Source organism: Rhodoferax lacus (assembly GCF_003415675.1).
Taxonomy (GTDB): domain Bacteria; phylum Pseudomonadota; class Gammaproteobacteria; order Burkholderiales; family Burkholderiaceae_C; genus Allorhodoferax; species Allorhodoferax lacus.
The window spans coordinates 38,911-54,750 of record NZ_QFZK01000016.1 but is presented as its reverse complement, the minus strand read 5'-3'; the positions used below and the strand labels follow the sequence as shown (position 1 = coordinate 54,750).

The following is a 15,840-nucleotide window of genomic DNA, read 5'->3' as shown; positions in this document are numbered from 1 at the left end:
TGTTGTGAAATCGATTATTCAAGTGACGGCTTTGGGCACTGCCCTGGCTTTGGCAGGATGCTCCGCACTGCAGTCTGACAAGGTGGACTACCGCAGCAGCACCGTCAAGGCTCCGTCCCTGATGGTGCCACCGGACCTGACTCAACTCAGCAAGGACACCCGCTACACGGTGGTGGATGGCGCCGTTTCCGCTTCGGGCTACAAGCCTGGCCAAACAGCCAACGCCAAGGACCCGGTAGCTACGACAGCCTTGGGTGATGTGCGTATCGAACGCTCGGGCAACCAGCGCTGGCTGGTGGTCAAGCGCCCGGCTGACAAGCTGTGGGACCCCATCAAGGACTTCTGGCAGGAAAACGGCTTCTTGCTCGCCATGGACCAGGCCAGCCTCGGCATTATGGAAACCGACTGGGCTGAAAACCGCGCCAAGATTCCACAGGACATGATTCGCAGCTCGCTGGGAAAATTGTTCGACTCGCTGTATTCCACCGCTGAGCGCGACAAATTCCGCACGCGTCTGGAAACCAACGCAGCCGGCGAAACCGAAATTTTCATCAGCCACCGCGGCGTGTCCGAGGTCTACACCAAGGAGCGATCGGACCAAACCGTTTGGCAACCGCGTCCTTCCGATCCTGAACTGGAAGCCGAGTTTTTGCGCCGCTTGATGGTCAGCCTGGGCTCCAGCCCCGAGCAGGCCAAAGCGGTCATGGCGACTGCCGGAGCTGCCAAGTCAGTGGCTGTTGCGGCAACGGTCGATGGCCGACCGGTAGTGCAAATTTCTGAAGGCTTTGACCGCGCCTGGCGCCGTGTTGGTTTGGCCCTGGACCGCACCGGCTTTACGGTGGAAGACCGGGACCGCAAGCGGGGGATTTACTTTGTGCGCTATGTGGCAACAGAAGCCCAGAATACGGAGCCGGGTTTCTTCAGCAAGCTGTTCAGCAGTTCACCCAAGCCAGCTGAAGCCTCCAAATTCCAGATTGCTGTCAAAAGCCAGGGCGAAGCGACTGTGGTCTCGGTGCTGGACAGCAATGGCGCACCAGATACATCTGCCAGTGCCCAACGCATCACCAAAGTGCTTGCGGACGACATCAAGTAGGTCGGTGCCCCCCATTCCGTGCCTGGTACGGAATGGGCAATAAAAAAGCCACCCGAAGGTGGCTTTTTTATTTGCGTAAGTAACGAATTACTTGGCAGCCGATGCGTCAGCAGCGGGAGCAGCGGCAGGAGCCGATGCGTCAGCAGCAGGGGCAGCAGGTGCAGCAGCAGCAGGTGCGGGTGCAGCAGCAGGAGCTTCTTCTTTTTTACCGCAAGCAGCGAGGGCAGCAGCAGCAATGATGGCTGCCAGTACGAGTGATTTGTTCATGGTTTTTTAGACTAAAGTGAGTTAACGAAACAATTTCCGGAAATTGTCTTGCCAGCAAGCTGTCAAGACCCCGACAAGAAGCATTCGATCTCTTTTTGCCAGAGCCCCGAATTATACAATGTTTCAAAATCGTGTCCGGGAAAACCCTTTAGCACCAATTTAGAGCCCTGTTCAAAGGCCCAAAGTGCTGGCAGCAAAGCCCGGCGAACTTTGGCGTTTGCGCTCTTCCAGTTCTTCGCGCAACAAGAGGCGCATGCGTGGCTCCACACTGGCCACACCGGTGCAACGCACCGGATCCAAGCGCCGCATGGCCCATGTGGGCGTCCACAGTGCACTGGGGAATTCGCTCGCATCCACACCCTTGCATACACGGCATTCCAGCAGATGGTCCCAGCGTATGCGCCAGGCCACAAAGCGGTGGTGAATGCGGTGCATGGCATCGAAGTGGTGCGCCAGCAGGGTGAGCTTGCGGCCCTTGCGCGCCCAGTCATTCAAGGCCTCCACCACCGCCTTCTCATACAGGGGCCAGTCCTCAAAGCTGGCATCAGACCAGACCATCTCGGACCAGCCCGCATGGTCCGCCTGCACCAGAGCATTGCGGATGATACCGGTGAAGGCCGTCGGTCCCACAAAGGGGCCTTGGTGCAAGGTGGGCAATGCGCCCCCTCCTTCGCCAGCAGGCAAATCAGACAAGGCCATACAGCCAGCCGTCCTCGCCCCATTGCAGCAAGAGCTCACGCGCGGGCTCGCTCAGTTTGCTCACCTCAGCAGCATTGAGCTCACGCTCGTCCGCAAGTTTGCGCATGCGCTTGGCATCGCTGCCCGCTGCCCGGAAACTTTCGCCGTTGATGAAGACGTGCTTGGCGTCATACATCATGCGGGTGCGACGGTCCAGGCGCACGCCCACGCCCTCTTCCAACTCCTGGTTGCCATGGAACCAAACATGGGCCTTGGGCTCGGTCATGATTTCGCCCAGCGAGCGCTGCAACGCCAGCGGGTCCTTCAGGGCCGCGTCCAGCGCCTCCTTGGCAAACTGCAGCAGCCCGGCCGGGATTTCGCCGCTGCCGCTGACTGCTGGCTGTTCGGGGTCGCGGTAAATGGCCGGGCCCACATCATCGGCCGCCTGCTCGGCCAGGCATTGCAGAAGCTCGCGTGCGATCTCGCCTTTCACGGGGGAGCGGAAACCAATGGAGTAGGTCATGCACTCGCCCTCGGCAATGCCATCATGCGCCCACTGCGGCGGCAGGTAGAGCATGTCGCCGGGCTCCAGCACAAACTCCTGCTCGGGCACAAAGTTGGCCAGTATCTTCACCGGCATATCGGGCACCAGACTCAAGTCCTTTTGGCGGCCAATGCGCCAGCGCCTGCGGCCATGGGCCTGTAGCAGGAACACGTCGTAGCTGTCAAAGTGCGGGCCCACGCCGCCAGTGTCTGACGCATAGCTGATCATCACATCGTCCAGGCGCGCGTCGGGCACAAAGCGGAACTGGTTCATGAGCTGGTGCACGCGCTCGTCATGCAGGTCCACGCCCTGCACCAGCACGGTCCAGCCGGCCTGCTTGAAGGGCGGCAAATCCTTGCGGGCAAAGGGTCCGTGCTTCAGGCGCCACTGGCCTTTTTTGTCGGCCTGTGCCGACACCACAAGGCGCGACTCCACATCGTCCTGCGCGGCCAGGTCAATCAGCTCGGCGCGGTCCAGCAAGGGTTTGAATCCGGGAATGGCCGCGCGGATGAGCAGCGGCTTTTTCTCCCAGTAACGGCGCATAAAGGTTTCGGGTGAGATGCCGCCAAGCAGCTGAAGGGGGGTATTGATGTCCATATGGGACAATTCTTGCATGGAAATTTCTGAACAATGCGTCGTTGCCCTCACATGGACGCTGAAAGACACCTTGGGCGAAGAACTGGACGTACTGGACGATCCGGTGGAATTCTTGATTGGCGGCCAGGACCTGCTGCCCGTCATCGAAGAAGCCCTGATGGGCCACGCGGCGGGCTCCACCCTGCAGCTGCAGATCGAACCCGAGCAGGGCTTTGGCGACTTCAATGACCAGCTGCTGTTTTTGGAACCACGCGAGCTGTTCCCGCCCGAACTGGAAGTGGGCCAGACCATAGAGGGCTTTGCCCTGCCCGAAGGCTGCAACCCCGATGCCCCCAAGGACGCGCTGTATTCGGTAAGCGAAATCTACCCAGAGCACGTGGTGCTGGACGGCAACCACCCGCTGGCCGGCATTGCCATTCGCCTATCCCTGCGCGTGGAAGGTGTGCGCGAAGCCACCGAAGAGGAAATCGGCCGCGGCTCGACCGGCACCGGCTTTTTTCGCGTCCAGCCGTACCACGAGCAGCTGCCCGACGGCGACACGCTGCACTAGGGTCAGGCTTTTCCGGTAGAGCCGTAACCGCCCTCGCCACGCTGCGAGGCAGGGAACTCCTGCACCACCTTGAACTGCGCCTGCACCACCGGCACCACCACCAGCTGCGCGATGCGCTCCATGGGCTCGATGGTGAAGGCGGTGCTGCTGCGGTTCCAGGCACTGACCATCAGTTGGCCCTGGTAGTCGCTGTCAATCAGGCCCACCAAGTTGCCGAGCACGATGCCATGCTTGTGGCCCAAGCCCGAGCGCGGCAGGATGAGTGCGGCAAAGCCCGGGTCTTCCAGGTAAATGGCCATACCGGTGGGCACCAGTTGCCAGGCGTTGGGCTCCAGGGTGAGCGGTGCGTCCAGGCAGGCGCGCAGATCCAGACCGGCGCTGCCCGGTGTGGCGTAGGCGGGCAGGTTGTCGTTCATGCGCGGATCCAGAATTTTGACGTCAATTTGCATGGGGTTGTTTCTATTCAAGCAGACTGAGAAGCCAGTCGGGCAGCAATATCAGCAATGAGCAAACGCGCGAGTGCGAGCTTGCTGTTGCGCGGAATTTCTTTGGCACCCTGGGCATCAACCAGCAGCAGCGCATTGTCGTCCTGGCCAAAGGTGGCCGGGCCGATATTGCCCACCAGCAGCGGCACCTTTTTGCGCGCACGTTTGGCCGTGGCGTGCGCCAGCAGGTCGTGGCTCTCGGCGGCAAAGCCGACGCAAAACAGGTCACCGGATACGCCACGTGGCGACTGCGCCAGCGTGGCCAGGATGTCCGGGTTCTCGACAAAGCCCAGCGTCGGCGTCTGTCCCGAGCCATCCTTCTTGATCTTCTGAGTGGCCGCGCTGTCCGGACGCCAGTCGGCGACGGCGGCTGTGGCAATGAAGACATGGGCCTGATCGGCCTCAGCCACACAGGCCTGCATCATCTCAAGGGCTGAGACCACATCGATACGGCGCACGCCACGCGGTGTGGCCAGCGCCACCGGCCCCGCCACCAGCGTCACCTCGGCTCCCGCCTCCTGGGCAGCGCGGGCAATCGCAAAACCCATCTTGCCGCTGGACAGATTGGTGATGCCTCGCACCGGGTCTATGGCCTCAAAGGTGGGGCCTGCGCTTACCAGTACATGCTGACCGACCAAGCTCTTGGGCTGGAAAAAAGCAATGACATCCTGCAGCAACTCCTGCGGCTCCAGCATGCGGCCGTCCCCACTCTCACCGCAGGCTTGCTCGCCGCGGCCCACGCCCAAAAGATGCGTGCCGTCCGCGCGCAGCTGCGCCATATTGCGCTGGGTGGCCGGGTGCGCCCACATCTCGCGGTTCATGGCCGGAGCAACCAGCAGTGGCACACGTTCTATCGGACGGGCCAGGCACATCAGGCTGAGCAAATCGTCGGCACGGCCGTGCAACAGCTTGGCCATGAAGTCGGCGCTGCAGGGGGCAATCAGGATGGCATCGGCCTCGCGGCTGAGGTTGATGTGCGCCATGTTATTGGGCTCGCGCGCGTCCCACTGCGAGCCATACACCGGCCGGTTGGAGAGAGCCTGCATGGTCACCGGCGTGATGAACTGGGCCGCAGCTTCCGTCATCACCACCTGCACCGTGGCGCCCTCCTTGATCAGCGCGCGGCACAGCTCGGCCGCCTTGTAACAGGCAATGCCGCCAGTGAGTCCCAGAACAATGTGTTTGCCGTTCAAATCCATGGCTTTTGCGCTTGCAGGCGCGGTGTGCAGATGCAACGCAATGTAGCAGAGCGGTCAGGGCTACGGGTCTAGAATCCTCGCATGCTGTATTGAACCAGCCAGGACTAACGAAAGCCCACCAAGAGGCACTTTATGACTCACAGCACCGAGCCGGTATTGGACGCGCCTGCCATACAAGCCATATCCTTGGCTATTGCCCATGTGCGCGGACAGCGAATCATTCTGGATGCGGATTTGGCAGCGTTGTACGGCGTGGAGACCAAGCGATTCAACGAACAAGTCAAGCGCAACAGCGCACGGTTTCCAGCGGACTTTATGTTCCAGCTCAGTGCGGACGAATTCGACTCTTTAAGGTCGCAAATTGCGACCTTAAAGTCCGGGCGCGGTCAGCACCGCAAATACCTGCCCTATGCCTTTACCGAACATGGCGCCATCATGGCCGCCATGGTGCTGGGTAGCCCGCGTGCAGTTGAGGTGTCGGTCTACGTGGTACGAGCCTCTGTGCGCCTGCGTGAGGCAGCGCTCCTGCACAAGGACCTGGCGGAACGGCTTGCCAGTCTGGAGGAAAAAACGGAAGCTCTGGCCATGTCGCACGATGCGTTTAGCCGCAATGCGCGCAATCAGCTCCGCCAGGTTTTTGAGGCCTTGCGTGAGCTGACCCAGCCACCAGAGCCCCCCAAACGCCCCATCGGCTTTGTGCCACCCGAAGACAAGTCCAAGCCGAGCAAGGCGGTGCGCAACAAGAAGACCGTGTGAGCATTGGCGCGCTGTTGTCCCAAAGCGCACAGTGCCCACACGTATAATCTCGCTTTACCACCTCATCGAACCTATTGGTTCGCCCCTGACATGACCAAATTTGTCTTCGTCACCGGCGGTGTGGTGTCTTCCCTTGGCAAGGGAATCGCCTCAGCCTCCTTAGCTGCGATCCTGGAATCGCGAGGCCTCAAAGTCACTTTAATCAAGCTCGACCCCTATCTCAACGTAGACCCCGGAACCATGTCGCCCCTGCAACATGGTGAAGTGTTTGTGACCGACGATGGCGCTGAAACCGATTTGGACTTGGGGCACTACGAGCGTTTCATTGAAACGCGCATGCGCAAATCCAACAACTTCACTACCGGCCAGATTTACCAGAGCGTGCTCGACAAGGAGCGCCGTGGCGACTACCTGGGCAAGACGGTGCAGGTCATCCCGCACGTCACCAACGAGATCCAGGAGTTTGTGAAGCGCGGTGCGCGCTTCGGCGAGCCCGACGCGGTGGATGTGGCGATTGTGGAAATCGGCGGCACCGTGGGTGACATCGAGTCCCTGCCCTTCCTGGAAGCCGTGCGCCAGATGAGCCTCAAGCTCGGCCCCAACAACAGCGCTTTTGTGCACCTGAGCTATGTGCCCTGGATTGCTGCGGCCGGTGAACTCAAGACCAAGCCCACCCAGCACACGGCCAAGCAGCTGCGCGAAATCGGCATCCAGGCCGACGCCCTGATCTGCCGCGCCGACCGGCCCATTCCCGATGAAGAGCGCAGCAAGATTTCGCTGTTCTCCAACGTGCCCGAGTGGGGCGTGATCTCCATGTGGGATGTGGACACCATCTACAAGGTGCCGCGCATGCTGCACGAGCAGGGCCTGGACGGCCTGATCTGCGACCGCCTGCGCCTGAACACGCATCCGGCCAACCTCAAGCGCTGGGACGACCTGGTGTATGAGACCGAGCACCCGCAGGGCGAAGTCACCATTGCCATGGTGGGCAAGTATGTGGACCTGTCGGACAGCTACAAGTCGCTCAACGAAGCGCTGCGCCACGCTGGCATGAAGAACCATGCCAAGGTGAAGATTGAGTACATCGATTCGGAAACCATCACCCCCGAGAGCGTTTCGCAGCTGGCCAAGTTCGACGCCATCCTGGTGCCCGGCGGCTTCGGCAAGCGCGGCATCGAAGGCAAGATCTGCGCAGCCCGTTTCGCCCGCGAACGCAAGGTGCCTTACCTGGGCATCTGCCTGGGGATGCAAGTGGCAACCATTGAATTCGCGCGCCATGTGGCCGGCCTCAAGGATGCCAACAGCACCGAGTTTGATGCGGCCAGCCCCAACCCCGTGATTGCCCTCATCACCGAGTGGAAAGACGAAGACGGCACCATCAAGACGCGCGACCAGAACTCCAACCTGGGCGGCACCATGCGCCTGGGTGCGCAGAGCTCGGACGTGGCCAAAGACACCATCGCCCACCAGATTTACGGCGATGTGGTGACCGAGCGCCACCGCCACCGCTACGAGGCCAATGTGCACTTCCTGGACCGCCTGCGCGCAGCCGGTCTGGTGATCTCGGCACTCACCCAGCGCGAGCAACTCACCGAGATGGTAGAGCTGCCGCAATCGGTGCACCCGTGGTTTGTGGGCGTGCAGTTCCACCCGGAATTCAAGTCTACCCCCTGGAATGGCCACCCCCTGTTCAACGCCTTTGTGAAGGCGGCGCTGGACCACCAGGCGCAGGGTAAAGCGCTCAAGGTTGCAGCATGATGAGCACCGCCGGACCGCTCCAAGGTGCGACGGCCCCCTTGGGGGGCAGCGCACTACGCGCAGCGAGAAGCGTGGGGGTCCTATGAAACTGTGTGGTTTTGACGTCGGCTTGGAGCATCGCTTCTTCTTGATCGCCGGCACCTGCTCCATCGAGGGGCTGCAAATGTCGCTCGATGTGGCCGGCCAGCTCAAGGAAATTTGTGAGGCCTTGGGCATTCCCCTGATCTACAAGGGCTCGTTTGACAAGGCCAACCGTTCCTCGGGCACCACCCAGCGTGGCCTGGGCATGGATGCCGGGCTGAAGATCCTCGACGAAGTGCGCCGCCAGATCCAGGTCCCCATCCTCACCGATGTGCATGACGTGTCGCAGGTCAAGCCCGTGGCCAGCGTGGTCGATGTGCTGCAGACCCCGGCCTTTTTGTGCCGCCAGACCGACTTCATCCGCGCCGTGGCCCAATCGGGCAAGCCGGTGAACATCAAGAAGGGCCAGTTCCTGGCGCCCTGGGACATGAAGAATGTCATCGACAAGGCCCGTGCCGCAGCGGCGGAAGTCGGTCTGCCCGAGGACAGCTTTCTGGCCTGTGAGCGCGGCGTGAGCTTTGGCTACAACAACCTGGTGGCCGACATGACCAGCCTGGCCGAGATGCGCAAGTCGGGTGCCCCGGTGGTGTTCGATGTGACGCACTCGGTGCAAAAGCCGGGCGGCCAAGGCAGCACCAGTGGTGGCGCGCGCGACATGGTGCCGGTGCTGGCCCGCGCTGGCGTGGCCGCCGGTGTGGCCGGCCTGTTCATGGAAGTCCACCCCAACCCGGCGGAGGCCTGGTCGGACGGACCCAATGCCGTGCCCCTGCGCCACATGTTGGCGCTGCTGGAAACCCTGGTGGCGCTGGATTCCGTAACCAAAAAGACACCGCTGCTGGAGAATAATTTCCAGTGATTGGCGGCATGATCCCGCACAGCGCCAATTTTCTTGTTTGAATTTTTTAGAAAGAGACCCCATGAGTGCAATTGTTGACATCGTCGGCCGCGAAATCCTCGACTCCCGCGGTAACCCCACTGTGGAATGTGACGTGCTGCTGGAATCCGGCACCATGGGCCGTGCGGCTGTGCCCAGCGGCGCCTCCACCGGCTCGCGCGAAGCCATCGAGCTGCGCGACGGCGACAAGAAGCGTTACCTGGGCAAGGGCGTGCTCAAGGCCGTGGAGCACATCAACACCGAAATCTCTGAGGCCGTGCTGGGCCTGGACGCTTCCGAGCAGTCCTTCCTGGACAAGACCCTGATTGACCTGGACGGCACCGAGAACAAGAGCCGCCTGGGCGCCAACGCCATGCTGGCTGTCTCCATGGCTGTGGCCCGCGCCGCTGCCGAAGAGTCCGGCCTGCCCCTGTACCGCTACTTTGGCGGCATGGCGGCAGTGCAGATGCCCGTGCCCATGATGAACGTCATCAACGGTGGCGAGCACGCCAACAACAACCTCGATCTGCAAGAGCTGATGATCATCCCCGTGGGTGCCCCGAGCTTTCGCGAAGCCCTGCGCTACGGCGCCGAGGTGTTCCACGCCCTGAAGAAGATCCTGCACGACAAGGGCATCAGCACCGCCGTGGGCGACGAAGGCGGCTTTGCCCCCAACGTGCCTAACCACGAAGCTGCCATCCAGATGATTCTGGAAGCCATCGACAAGGCCGGTTTTGTGGCCGGTGAGCAAATCGCCCTGGGCCTGGACTGCGCCGCCTCCGAGTTCTACAAGGACGGCAAGTACGAACTCGCCGGAGAAGGCCTGAGCCTGACCGCGCAAGAGTGGACCGACATGCTGGCCACCTGGGTCGACAAGTACCCCATCATCAGCATCGAAGACGGCATGGCTGAAGGTGACTGGGATGGCTGGAAGATCCTCACCGACCGCCTGGGTGCCAAGGTGCAGATCGTGGGTGACGACCTGTTCGTCACCAACACCAAGATCCTCAAGGAAGGCATTGACAAGGGCATTGCCAACTCCATCCTCATCAAGATCAACCAGATCGGTACGCTGACCGAAACCTTCGCCGCCATCGAGATGGCCAAGCGCGCCGGCTACACCGCCGTCATCAGCCACCGCTCGGGCGAGACCGAAGATTCCACCATCTCCGACATCGCTGTGGGCACCAATGCCGGCCAGATCAAGACCGGTTCACTCAGCCGTTCCGACCGCATGGCCAAGTACAACCAGCTGCTGCGCATAGAAGAGGACCTCGGCGATGTGGCCGTGTACCCCGGACGTGCTGCTTTTTACAATTTAAAGTAACCGTCTGAGCCCATGGGCAAGCGCTTCGTTCCCATTCTGTTGATTGCCCTGCTGGTCATCCTGCACGGGCAGCTGTGGTTTGGGCGGGGCAGCGTGCCCAAGGTCAGCGAGCTGCAAAGCGCGCTGGACATACAAAAGCAGAAAAACGCACAGGCGGCTCTGGCCAATGACCGCCTGTCTGCGGAAATCCGCGACCTGAAAGAAGGTCTGGAAATCGTGGAAGAAAAAGCCCGCAGCGAGCTGGGCATGGTCAAGAACAACGAAATCTTTGTGCAGGTTGCACACTAGGCTGCTCCCTCGCTGGTACGGGGTTTGCCTGCCATGAAGATTGCCCTGGTGGGTTCGCCCGGCGTCGGCCTGTCCGCACTGGCGGCACAGCTTCAATCCTCACTCTCGCCCTCAGACAACTACCGCCTGGTGGACATCGGTTTTTCCGATGCGGAGCCGACCCCGGACGCTGTGCAGGCGCTTGCCAGCATGGACCTGGTCTTGCTCTGTACCCCGGACCCCGATGCCTCCGCAGAACACCTCGCCGCGTACCAAGCCCTGCGCACCAGGCTGACCCAGCAGGCATGGGCCTTCACCCTGCTGTATGGCTCGGCAGATGCGCGCTGCAATAGCGCGCTACAGGCCATCCGTTTCCATGCGCGTGACACCGCCAGCCTGGCGCAGCCACCCAGCCTTTGGCGCTGGCCCTGTGAGAAGTGCTCGGACCCGGAATGCGAGCACCGCCTGTTCAGTGCGCTGCTAAAGCCTGCCGAATAAGCACGTGGAGGGAAAAGGCGCTACTGCGCCTCGCCGCTGCCACTCACCATCTGCACCGGCTCCACAAACAGCAGGGCCGCATCCACCGGGTCAAAGCGGTATTGCAGGCCGCAGAACTCGCAGCCCACTTCGATTTCGGCACGCTCGGTCAGGATCTCCTCGGCCTCTTCGCGCCCCAGGCCGACAATCATGCGGCCCACGCGCTCGCGGCTGCAGTTGCAGCGAAAGCGCGGGGCAGTGTCGCCCACCAAGGGCTCGAAGCGGGTAATGGCCTCTTCCCAGAACAGGCGTCGCAGGATGGTGTCCACATCCAGCGTCAGCAACTCCTCGCGCTTGAGGCTGGAGGCCAGCACGGCGATGCGGTTGTAGTCTTCGTTGCGGCCGATCTGGTCTTCGGTCTCCTTGGAAACCATGCTGCCCGCCAGATTGCCCACACCGGCCATGGGCAGGCGCTGGATCAACAGGCCCGCAGCCACCGTGTCATCGGCGGCCAGCACCAGGGTGGTGTCGAGCTGCTCGCTTTGCAGCATGTAATGCTCCAGCACCTCACTGAGTTTTTCTATCGGCTGGCCGTGGTCATCAAACAGGGGCACCACGCCCTGGTAGGGCTGCTGGCCGGGGAACTTGGTGTTGGCATCCAGCGTGATGGCGCAGCGGCCCTTGTTATGGGCATTGACCATCTGGCTGAGCGTGGTGTGGGCACCCAGGGCCGCACCACCTTGCAGTTGCACCGTGGCCGTGGCGCGCAGGGCCAAGTCCGACTGCACTTCCACCACCGCCACCTTGACCGGGCCGTCGCCAAAAATCTGCAGCACCAGCGAGCCATCGAACTTGATGTTGGCCTGCATCAGCGCGGCTGCGGCCGTCATCTCGCCCAGCATGTCCCGCACGGGCTCTGCATAGGCGCCGGTGTCGGTGTTGGTGGCGCGGCGGCGCAGGATTTCGGTCCAGGCATCCGTCAGGCGCACGATCACGCCGCGCACCGGCAGACCGTCAAATAAAAACTTGTGCAGTTCAGACATGCACTACTCCTTGATTTTTTTCAGGCCGCTGCGAAAGCGTGCGGCGTTGGCTATGTAGTGCTGGGCACTGTTGAGCAGGCCCTGCTGCTGCTCCGGCGTGAGTTGGCGCACCGCCTTGGCCGGGCTGCCGATGATCATGCTGCCGTCGGGAAACTCCTTGCCCTCGGTCACCAGGGCACCGGCACCCACAAGGCAGCCGCGCCCGATCTTCGCGCCATTGAGCACGATGGCGCCTATGCCGATCAGCGAGCCGTCGCCCACGGTGCAGCCATGCAGCATCACCTTGTGGCCCACGGTGACGTTCTCGCCAATCACCAGAGGCTTGCCGGCGTCGGCATGCAGCACGCTGCCGTCCTGGATGTTGCTGCCGCGGCCCACCGTGATGGTTTCGGTGTCTCCGCGCACCACAGTGCCAAACCAGATGCTCACGTCTTCGCCCAGTTCCACATTGCCCATCACTTGCGCGCTGTCGGCAATCCACGCACTTGCAGCCACGCGGGGCGCGACCTGGTCCAACTCATACACTGCCATTTTTACTTCCTTGGTTCCGCTATGCCTAGAATTGTAGGGATGATGGAACTCCGACGCGGCGCACTCGCCGCATTCACCCTGGCAGACCCCGCCGCCAAGGTCGCGGCCGTGCAGGCCCTGTGGCAAGAGCGCGAAGCGCTGACTGTGGACACCACGGCCACATTCAATCCGCCCCAGCACCCAGGGCGGCCAGCGCAACCCGTTTTGGTCCTGCCCAAAGAAGTACCACGGCGCTCGCCGTTCACACCACTGGGCCACGCCTCGCTGGTGCATTCCATCGCCCACATCGAGTTCAACGCCATCAATCTCGCACTGGACGCCATCTGGCGCTTTGCCGCCCTGCCCGAGGCCTACTACCGCGACTGGCTGCGCGTGGCCTTTGAAGAGTCACAGCATTACAGCCTGCTGGCCGACCACCTGGCCAGCGTGGGCCACACCTATGGCGACTTCCCGGCCCACGACGGCCTGTGGACCATGGCCGAGAACACCCGCCACGACGTGGCCGCACGCATGGCCCTGGTACCACGCACGCTGGAGGCGCGCGGCCTGGACGCAACACCCATCATCCAGGCCAAGCTGCGTAAAGTGGGCACGGTGGCGGCCCTGCAGGCCGTCGAGATTCTGGACACCATCCTGCGCGAAGAGGTGGGCCATGTGGCCATTGGCAACCACTGGTACCACTGGCTGTGCCAGCGCGATGGCCTGGACAGCGCCAGCTTCCATGCGCAGATGGCCAGCCAGCATGGCGGCCCCAGCCTCAAGCCACCCTTCAATCTGGCGGCCCGCAAGGCGGCGGGGTTTACACAGGCTGAACTGGACGCCCTGCCGCCAACTCCCGCCTGAGGCCATTCAGGTCCACAAAGCTGCACCTTTGAGGATGCGCGGTCTAGAATGATGCGCAGAGCCAGTTTGAGAACATGCATCCATGAATGAAACCACCGTCCCCATGCCGCTGACGCCTTCGACTTCAGGCCCAGGCCGGGCTATTGCGCGGCAGGCGATTCTGGACATTGACCGCCGTGTGTATGGGTACGAGCTGTTTGACCGCTCCTTGAACGCCAGCGCGCACACTGCCGCCAGCGACGCGCAGTTGCTGTTCAATGCCCTCTCCATGGCCGAGAACGACTCCCTGGCCAGCAACAAAACCATCTTCATCAACTGCACCCACGACAGCCTGGCCGGTGGCCATCTGGATCTGGTGGTGCCCGAGCGCGTAGTACTGGAAGTGCCCGCACTGCCCCTGTCCCAGGTGGATGAGATCATCAACCATGTGCCCAAACTGCAGCAACTCAAGCAGCGCGGCTTCAAAATGGCTTTTGAATACTCGGTGTTGACGCGCTCCTACGAGTCCTGGCTGCCACTGGCGGCCTTCATCAAGTTTGATTTATCGGTACTCAAACCCGAAGCGGTAGCTGGGTTTGTCAAACTGGCGACCTCCAAGTCCCAGGCCGTATTGATAGCGGAAAAGGTCGAGACCGAAGCGCAATTCCTGTTGCTCAAGGACCTGGGCATCACCTTGTACCAAGGCTTCTGGTTTGCCAAGCCGGTGATCCTGGAAGGCCAGCGCATGAGCCCTTCACAGGTCAACATCATGCGGTTGATCGACCTGGTGCGCAAACAGTCCAGCACCGCCGAGATCGAGGAACTGCTCAAGCACGATGCCATGCTGTCCTTCAACCTGCTGCGCTTCATCAATTCGGCCGGCTTTGGCATGCGCACCGAGGTGACGTCCTTCAAGCACGCCGTGATGCTGCTGGGGCTCAACCGCCTGTTCAAGTGGGCCGCACTGCTGATGACCACCTCCGCCGCGTCGAACATGCCGCCAGCGGTTGCCACCACGGCGGTGGTGCGTGGCCGCCTGATGGAACTGCTGGCGCTGGAGAAGCTTTCGGCCGAAGACTGCGACAACGCCTTTGTGGTGGGCGTCTTCTCGCTGCTGGACACCATGCTGGGGATTTCCATGGAGGCAGCGCTGGCTGCTGTGACCCTGCCGCAGCAAGTCAGCGACGCCCTGCTGCACGGAACGGGGCCGTTGGCGGCCTTTCTGAAGGTCACCGTGGCCTGTGAATCCTCGGACGAAAAAAGCTTTGCCAGCGCCATCGCGGCCCTGGACCTGAGCAGCAACCAGGTCAACTGGGCGCACCTGCAAGCCCTGGCCTGGGCCGAAACTCTGGCGAATTAGACCCCCACGCTTGCCACTGCGTGTGCTGCGCTGCCCCCCAAGGGGGCCGTCCCGCCTTGGGGCGGCCCGGCGGCGGGACGCGGCCCCCACGCTTGCCACTGCGTGTGCTGCGCTGCCCCCCAAGGGGGCTGTCCCGCCTTGGGGCGGCCCGGCGGCGGGACGCGGCCCCCACGCTTGCCACTGCGTGTGGCTGTCTAGCCCCGCGGGTGGTGCGCCGCGTGCAGCTGCGCCAGGCGTTCACGCGCCACATGGGTGTAAATCGTGGTGGTGGATATGTCGGCGTGGCCCAGCAGCATTTGCACCGCGCGCAGGTCGGCGCCGTGGTTGAGCAAATGGGTGGCAAAGGCGTGGCGCAGGGTGTGGGGTGAGAGTTTTTGCGTGATGCCCGCCGCCAGGGCGTACTTTCTCACCAGCATCCAGAACATCACGCGTGACATGGCGCTGCCGGCGTTCGCGCCGCGCGAGGTGATGAACAGGTCCTCGGTCTGCTTGCCGGCCAACAGTTCCTGGCGCGGTGCGCCCAGGTACTGGCGCAACCAGAGGGCTGCCACCTCGCCAAAGGGCACCAGGCGCTCCTTGGAGCCCTTGCCCAGCACGCGCAGCACGTTGTCGTTCAGGCTGACGTTGAACACCCGCAAGTCCACCAGTTCACTCACGCGCAGGCCGCTGGCATACATGAGCTCCAGCATGGTGCGGTCACGCACACCCAGTGCGTTGGAGGTGTCGGGTGCGGCCAGCAGGGCTTCCACCTGCGCCTCGGTCAGGGTCTTGGGCACGCGCAGGGCCTGCTTGGCGGACTGCAGCTTGAGCGTGGGGTCCGCGCTGGTCTGGCTCTCGCGCAGGGCCCAGCGGAAGTAGCGCTTGAAGACGGTCAGGCGCCGGTTGGCGCTGGTGGCCTTGCTGCCCGGGGTGTGCCGGTGCGCAAAGTAAGCCTGCAAATCCACCTCGGCCGTGTCGTTGAGCGTGCGCCCCTGCTCCGACAGCCATTTGCCGTACAGCGTCAGATCGCGGCGGTAGGCGGCCAGCGTGTTTTTGGACAAGCCTTCTTCCAGCCAGATGGCGTCGATGAAAGTGTCAATGGCGTTCTGGCTGGCGTCAAAGTGGGTGGTGGACATGGCCGCTGCAGTTTAA

General features: G+C 62.3%; 18 protein-coding genes. 10 read left to right on the top strand and 8 right to left on the bottom strand.

Annotated elements, in window-relative coordinates:
• Window positions 1-4: 4 nt before the first annotated feature.
• Complete coding sequence (gene bamC, locus DIC66_RS18405; protein ID WP_117179604.1) at window positions 5-1,093, top strand: outer membrane protein assembly factor BamC; 1,089 nt, start codon at window positions 5-7, stop codon at window positions 1,091-1,093.
• 87 nt (window positions 1,094-1,180) lie between these two features.
• Here bamC and DIC66_RS18400 read toward each other — a convergent pair whose 3' ends face one another.
• The 3 genes from DIC66_RS18400 to DIC66_RS18390 form a co-directional block, all read right to left on the bottom strand.
• Window positions 1,181-1,360: a hypothetical protein gene (locus DIC66_RS18400; protein WP_117179602.1), complete on the bottom strand. Its 180-nt coding sequence runs from the start codon at window positions 1,358-1,360 to the stop codon at window positions 1,181-1,183.
• A 171-nt stretch (window positions 1,361-1,531) separates the two neighbouring features.
• Window positions 1,532-2,017, bottom strand: coding sequence for a hypothetical protein (locus tag DIC66_RS18395; RefSeq protein ID WP_117179600.1), 486 nt, complete (start codon window positions 2,015-2,017; stop codon window positions 1,532-1,534).
• 28 nt (window positions 2,018-2,045) lie between these two features.
• Window positions 2,046-3,179, bottom strand: a complete 1,134-nt coding sequence (locus DIC66_RS18390; protein WP_117179598.1) for a cupin domain-containing protein — start codon at window positions 3,177-3,179, stop codon at window positions 2,046-2,048.
• A gap of 16 nt (window positions 3,180-3,195) precedes the next feature.
• Here DIC66_RS18390 and DIC66_RS18385 point away from each other — a divergent pair, with 16 nt between their 5' ends.
• Entirely contained in the window at window positions 3,196-3,729 is a 534-nt protein-coding gene (locus DIC66_RS18385; protein WP_117179597.1) for an FKBP-type peptidyl-prolyl cis-trans isomerase, read from the top strand.
• 2 nt (window positions 3,730-3,731) lie between these two features.
• Here the strand turns inward: DIC66_RS18385 and dut are convergent, their stop codons facing one another.
• Both dut and coaBC read right to left on the bottom strand, forming a co-directional pair.
• Window positions 3,732-4,178, bottom strand: a complete 447-nt coding sequence (gene dut, locus DIC66_RS18380; RefSeq protein WP_117179595.1) for a dUTP diphosphatase — start codon at window positions 4,176-4,178, stop codon at window positions 3,732-3,734.
• 14 nt (window positions 4,179-4,192) lie between these two features.
• A complete protein-coding gene (gene coaBC / locus DIC66_RS18375) occupies window positions 4,193-5,413 on the bottom strand; it encodes a bifunctional phosphopantothenoylcysteine decarboxylase/phosphopantothenate--cysteine ligase CoaBC (protein ID WP_117179593.1) in 1,221 nt (406 codons plus the stop codon).
• 132 nt (window positions 5,414-5,545) lie between these two features.
• On the opposite strand from coaBC, the gene DIC66_RS18370 reads away from it, so the two are divergent.
• From DIC66_RS18370 to DIC66_RS23510, 6 genes are all read left to right on the top strand, one after another.
• Window positions 5,546-6,169, top strand: a complete 624-nt coding sequence (locus tag DIC66_RS18370; RefSeq protein ID WP_117179591.1) for an ORF6N domain-containing protein — start codon at window positions 5,546-5,548, stop codon at window positions 6,167-6,169.
• A gap of 90 nt (window positions 6,170-6,259) precedes the next feature.
• The gene (locus DIC66_RS18365; protein ID WP_117179590.1) at window positions 6,260-7,927 is read left to right on the top strand and encodes a CTP synthase; all 1,668 of its coding nucleotides are present in this window, start codon (window positions 6,260-6,262) and stop codon (window positions 7,925-7,927) included.
• A gap of 82 nt (window positions 7,928-8,009) precedes the next feature.
• Window positions 8,010-8,864, top strand: a complete 855-nt coding sequence (kdsA, locus tag DIC66_RS18360; RefSeq protein ID WP_117179588.1) for a 3-deoxy-8-phosphooctulonate synthase — start codon at window positions 8,010-8,012, stop codon at window positions 8,862-8,864.
• 61 nt (window positions 8,865-8,925) lie between these two features.
• Entirely contained in the window at window positions 8,926-10,209 is a 1,284-nt protein-coding gene (eno, locus tag DIC66_RS18355) for a phosphopyruvate hydratase (RefSeq protein WP_117179586.1), read from the top strand.
• A gap of 12 nt (window positions 10,210-10,221) precedes the next feature.
• Window positions 10,222-10,497 (top strand): septum formation initiator family protein, encoded by a 276-nt coding sequence (locus DIC66_RS18350; RefSeq protein ID WP_117179585.1) that lies wholly within the window; start codon window positions 10,222-10,224, stop codon window positions 10,495-10,497.
• A gap of 33 nt (window positions 10,498-10,530) precedes the next feature.
• On the top strand, window positions 10,531-10,974 hold the full coding sequence (locus tag DIC66_RS23510) for a hypothetical protein (protein ID WP_233505994.1): 444 nt from the start codon (window positions 10,531-10,533) through the stop codon (window positions 10,972-10,974).
• A gap of 20 nt (window positions 10,975-10,994) precedes the next feature.
• Here DIC66_RS23510 and hslO read toward each other — a convergent pair whose 3' ends face one another.
• Together hslO and DIC66_RS18335 are read right to left on the bottom strand one after the other, a co-directional pair.
• Window positions 10,995-11,996: an Hsp33 family molecular chaperone HslO gene (gene hslO, locus DIC66_RS18340; protein ID WP_117179583.1), complete on the bottom strand. Its 1,002-nt coding sequence runs from the start codon at window positions 11,994-11,996 to the stop codon at window positions 10,995-10,997.
• Between the two features lie 3 nt (window positions 11,997-11,999).
• A complete protein-coding gene (locus DIC66_RS18335; RefSeq protein ID WP_117179581.1) occupies window positions 12,000-12,527 on the bottom strand; it encodes a gamma carbonic anhydrase family protein in 528 nt (175 codons plus the stop codon).
• 42 nt (window positions 12,528-12,569) lie between these two features.
• On the opposite strand from DIC66_RS18335, the gene DIC66_RS18330 reads away from it, so the two are divergent.
• On the top strand, window positions 12,570-13,370 hold the full coding sequence (locus tag DIC66_RS18330) for a ferritin-like domain-containing protein (RefSeq protein ID WP_117179644.1): 801 nt from the start codon (window positions 12,570-12,572) through the stop codon (window positions 13,368-13,370).
• An 82-nt stretch (window positions 13,371-13,452) separates the two neighbouring features.
• Window positions 13,453-14,709, top strand: a complete 1,257-nt coding sequence (locus tag DIC66_RS18325) for an EAL and HDOD domain-containing protein (RefSeq protein WP_117179579.1) — start codon at window positions 13,453-13,455, stop codon at window positions 14,707-14,709.
• 194 nt (window positions 14,710-14,903) lie between these two features.
• On the opposite strand, the gene xerD is transcribed toward DIC66_RS18325, so the two are convergent.
• On the bottom strand, window positions 14,904-15,824 hold the full coding sequence (gene xerD, locus DIC66_RS18320; protein ID WP_117179577.1) for a site-specific tyrosine recombinase XerD: 921 nt from the start codon (window positions 15,822-15,824) through the stop codon (window positions 14,904-14,906).
• Between the last annotated feature and the right edge of the window lie 16 nt (window positions 15,825-15,840).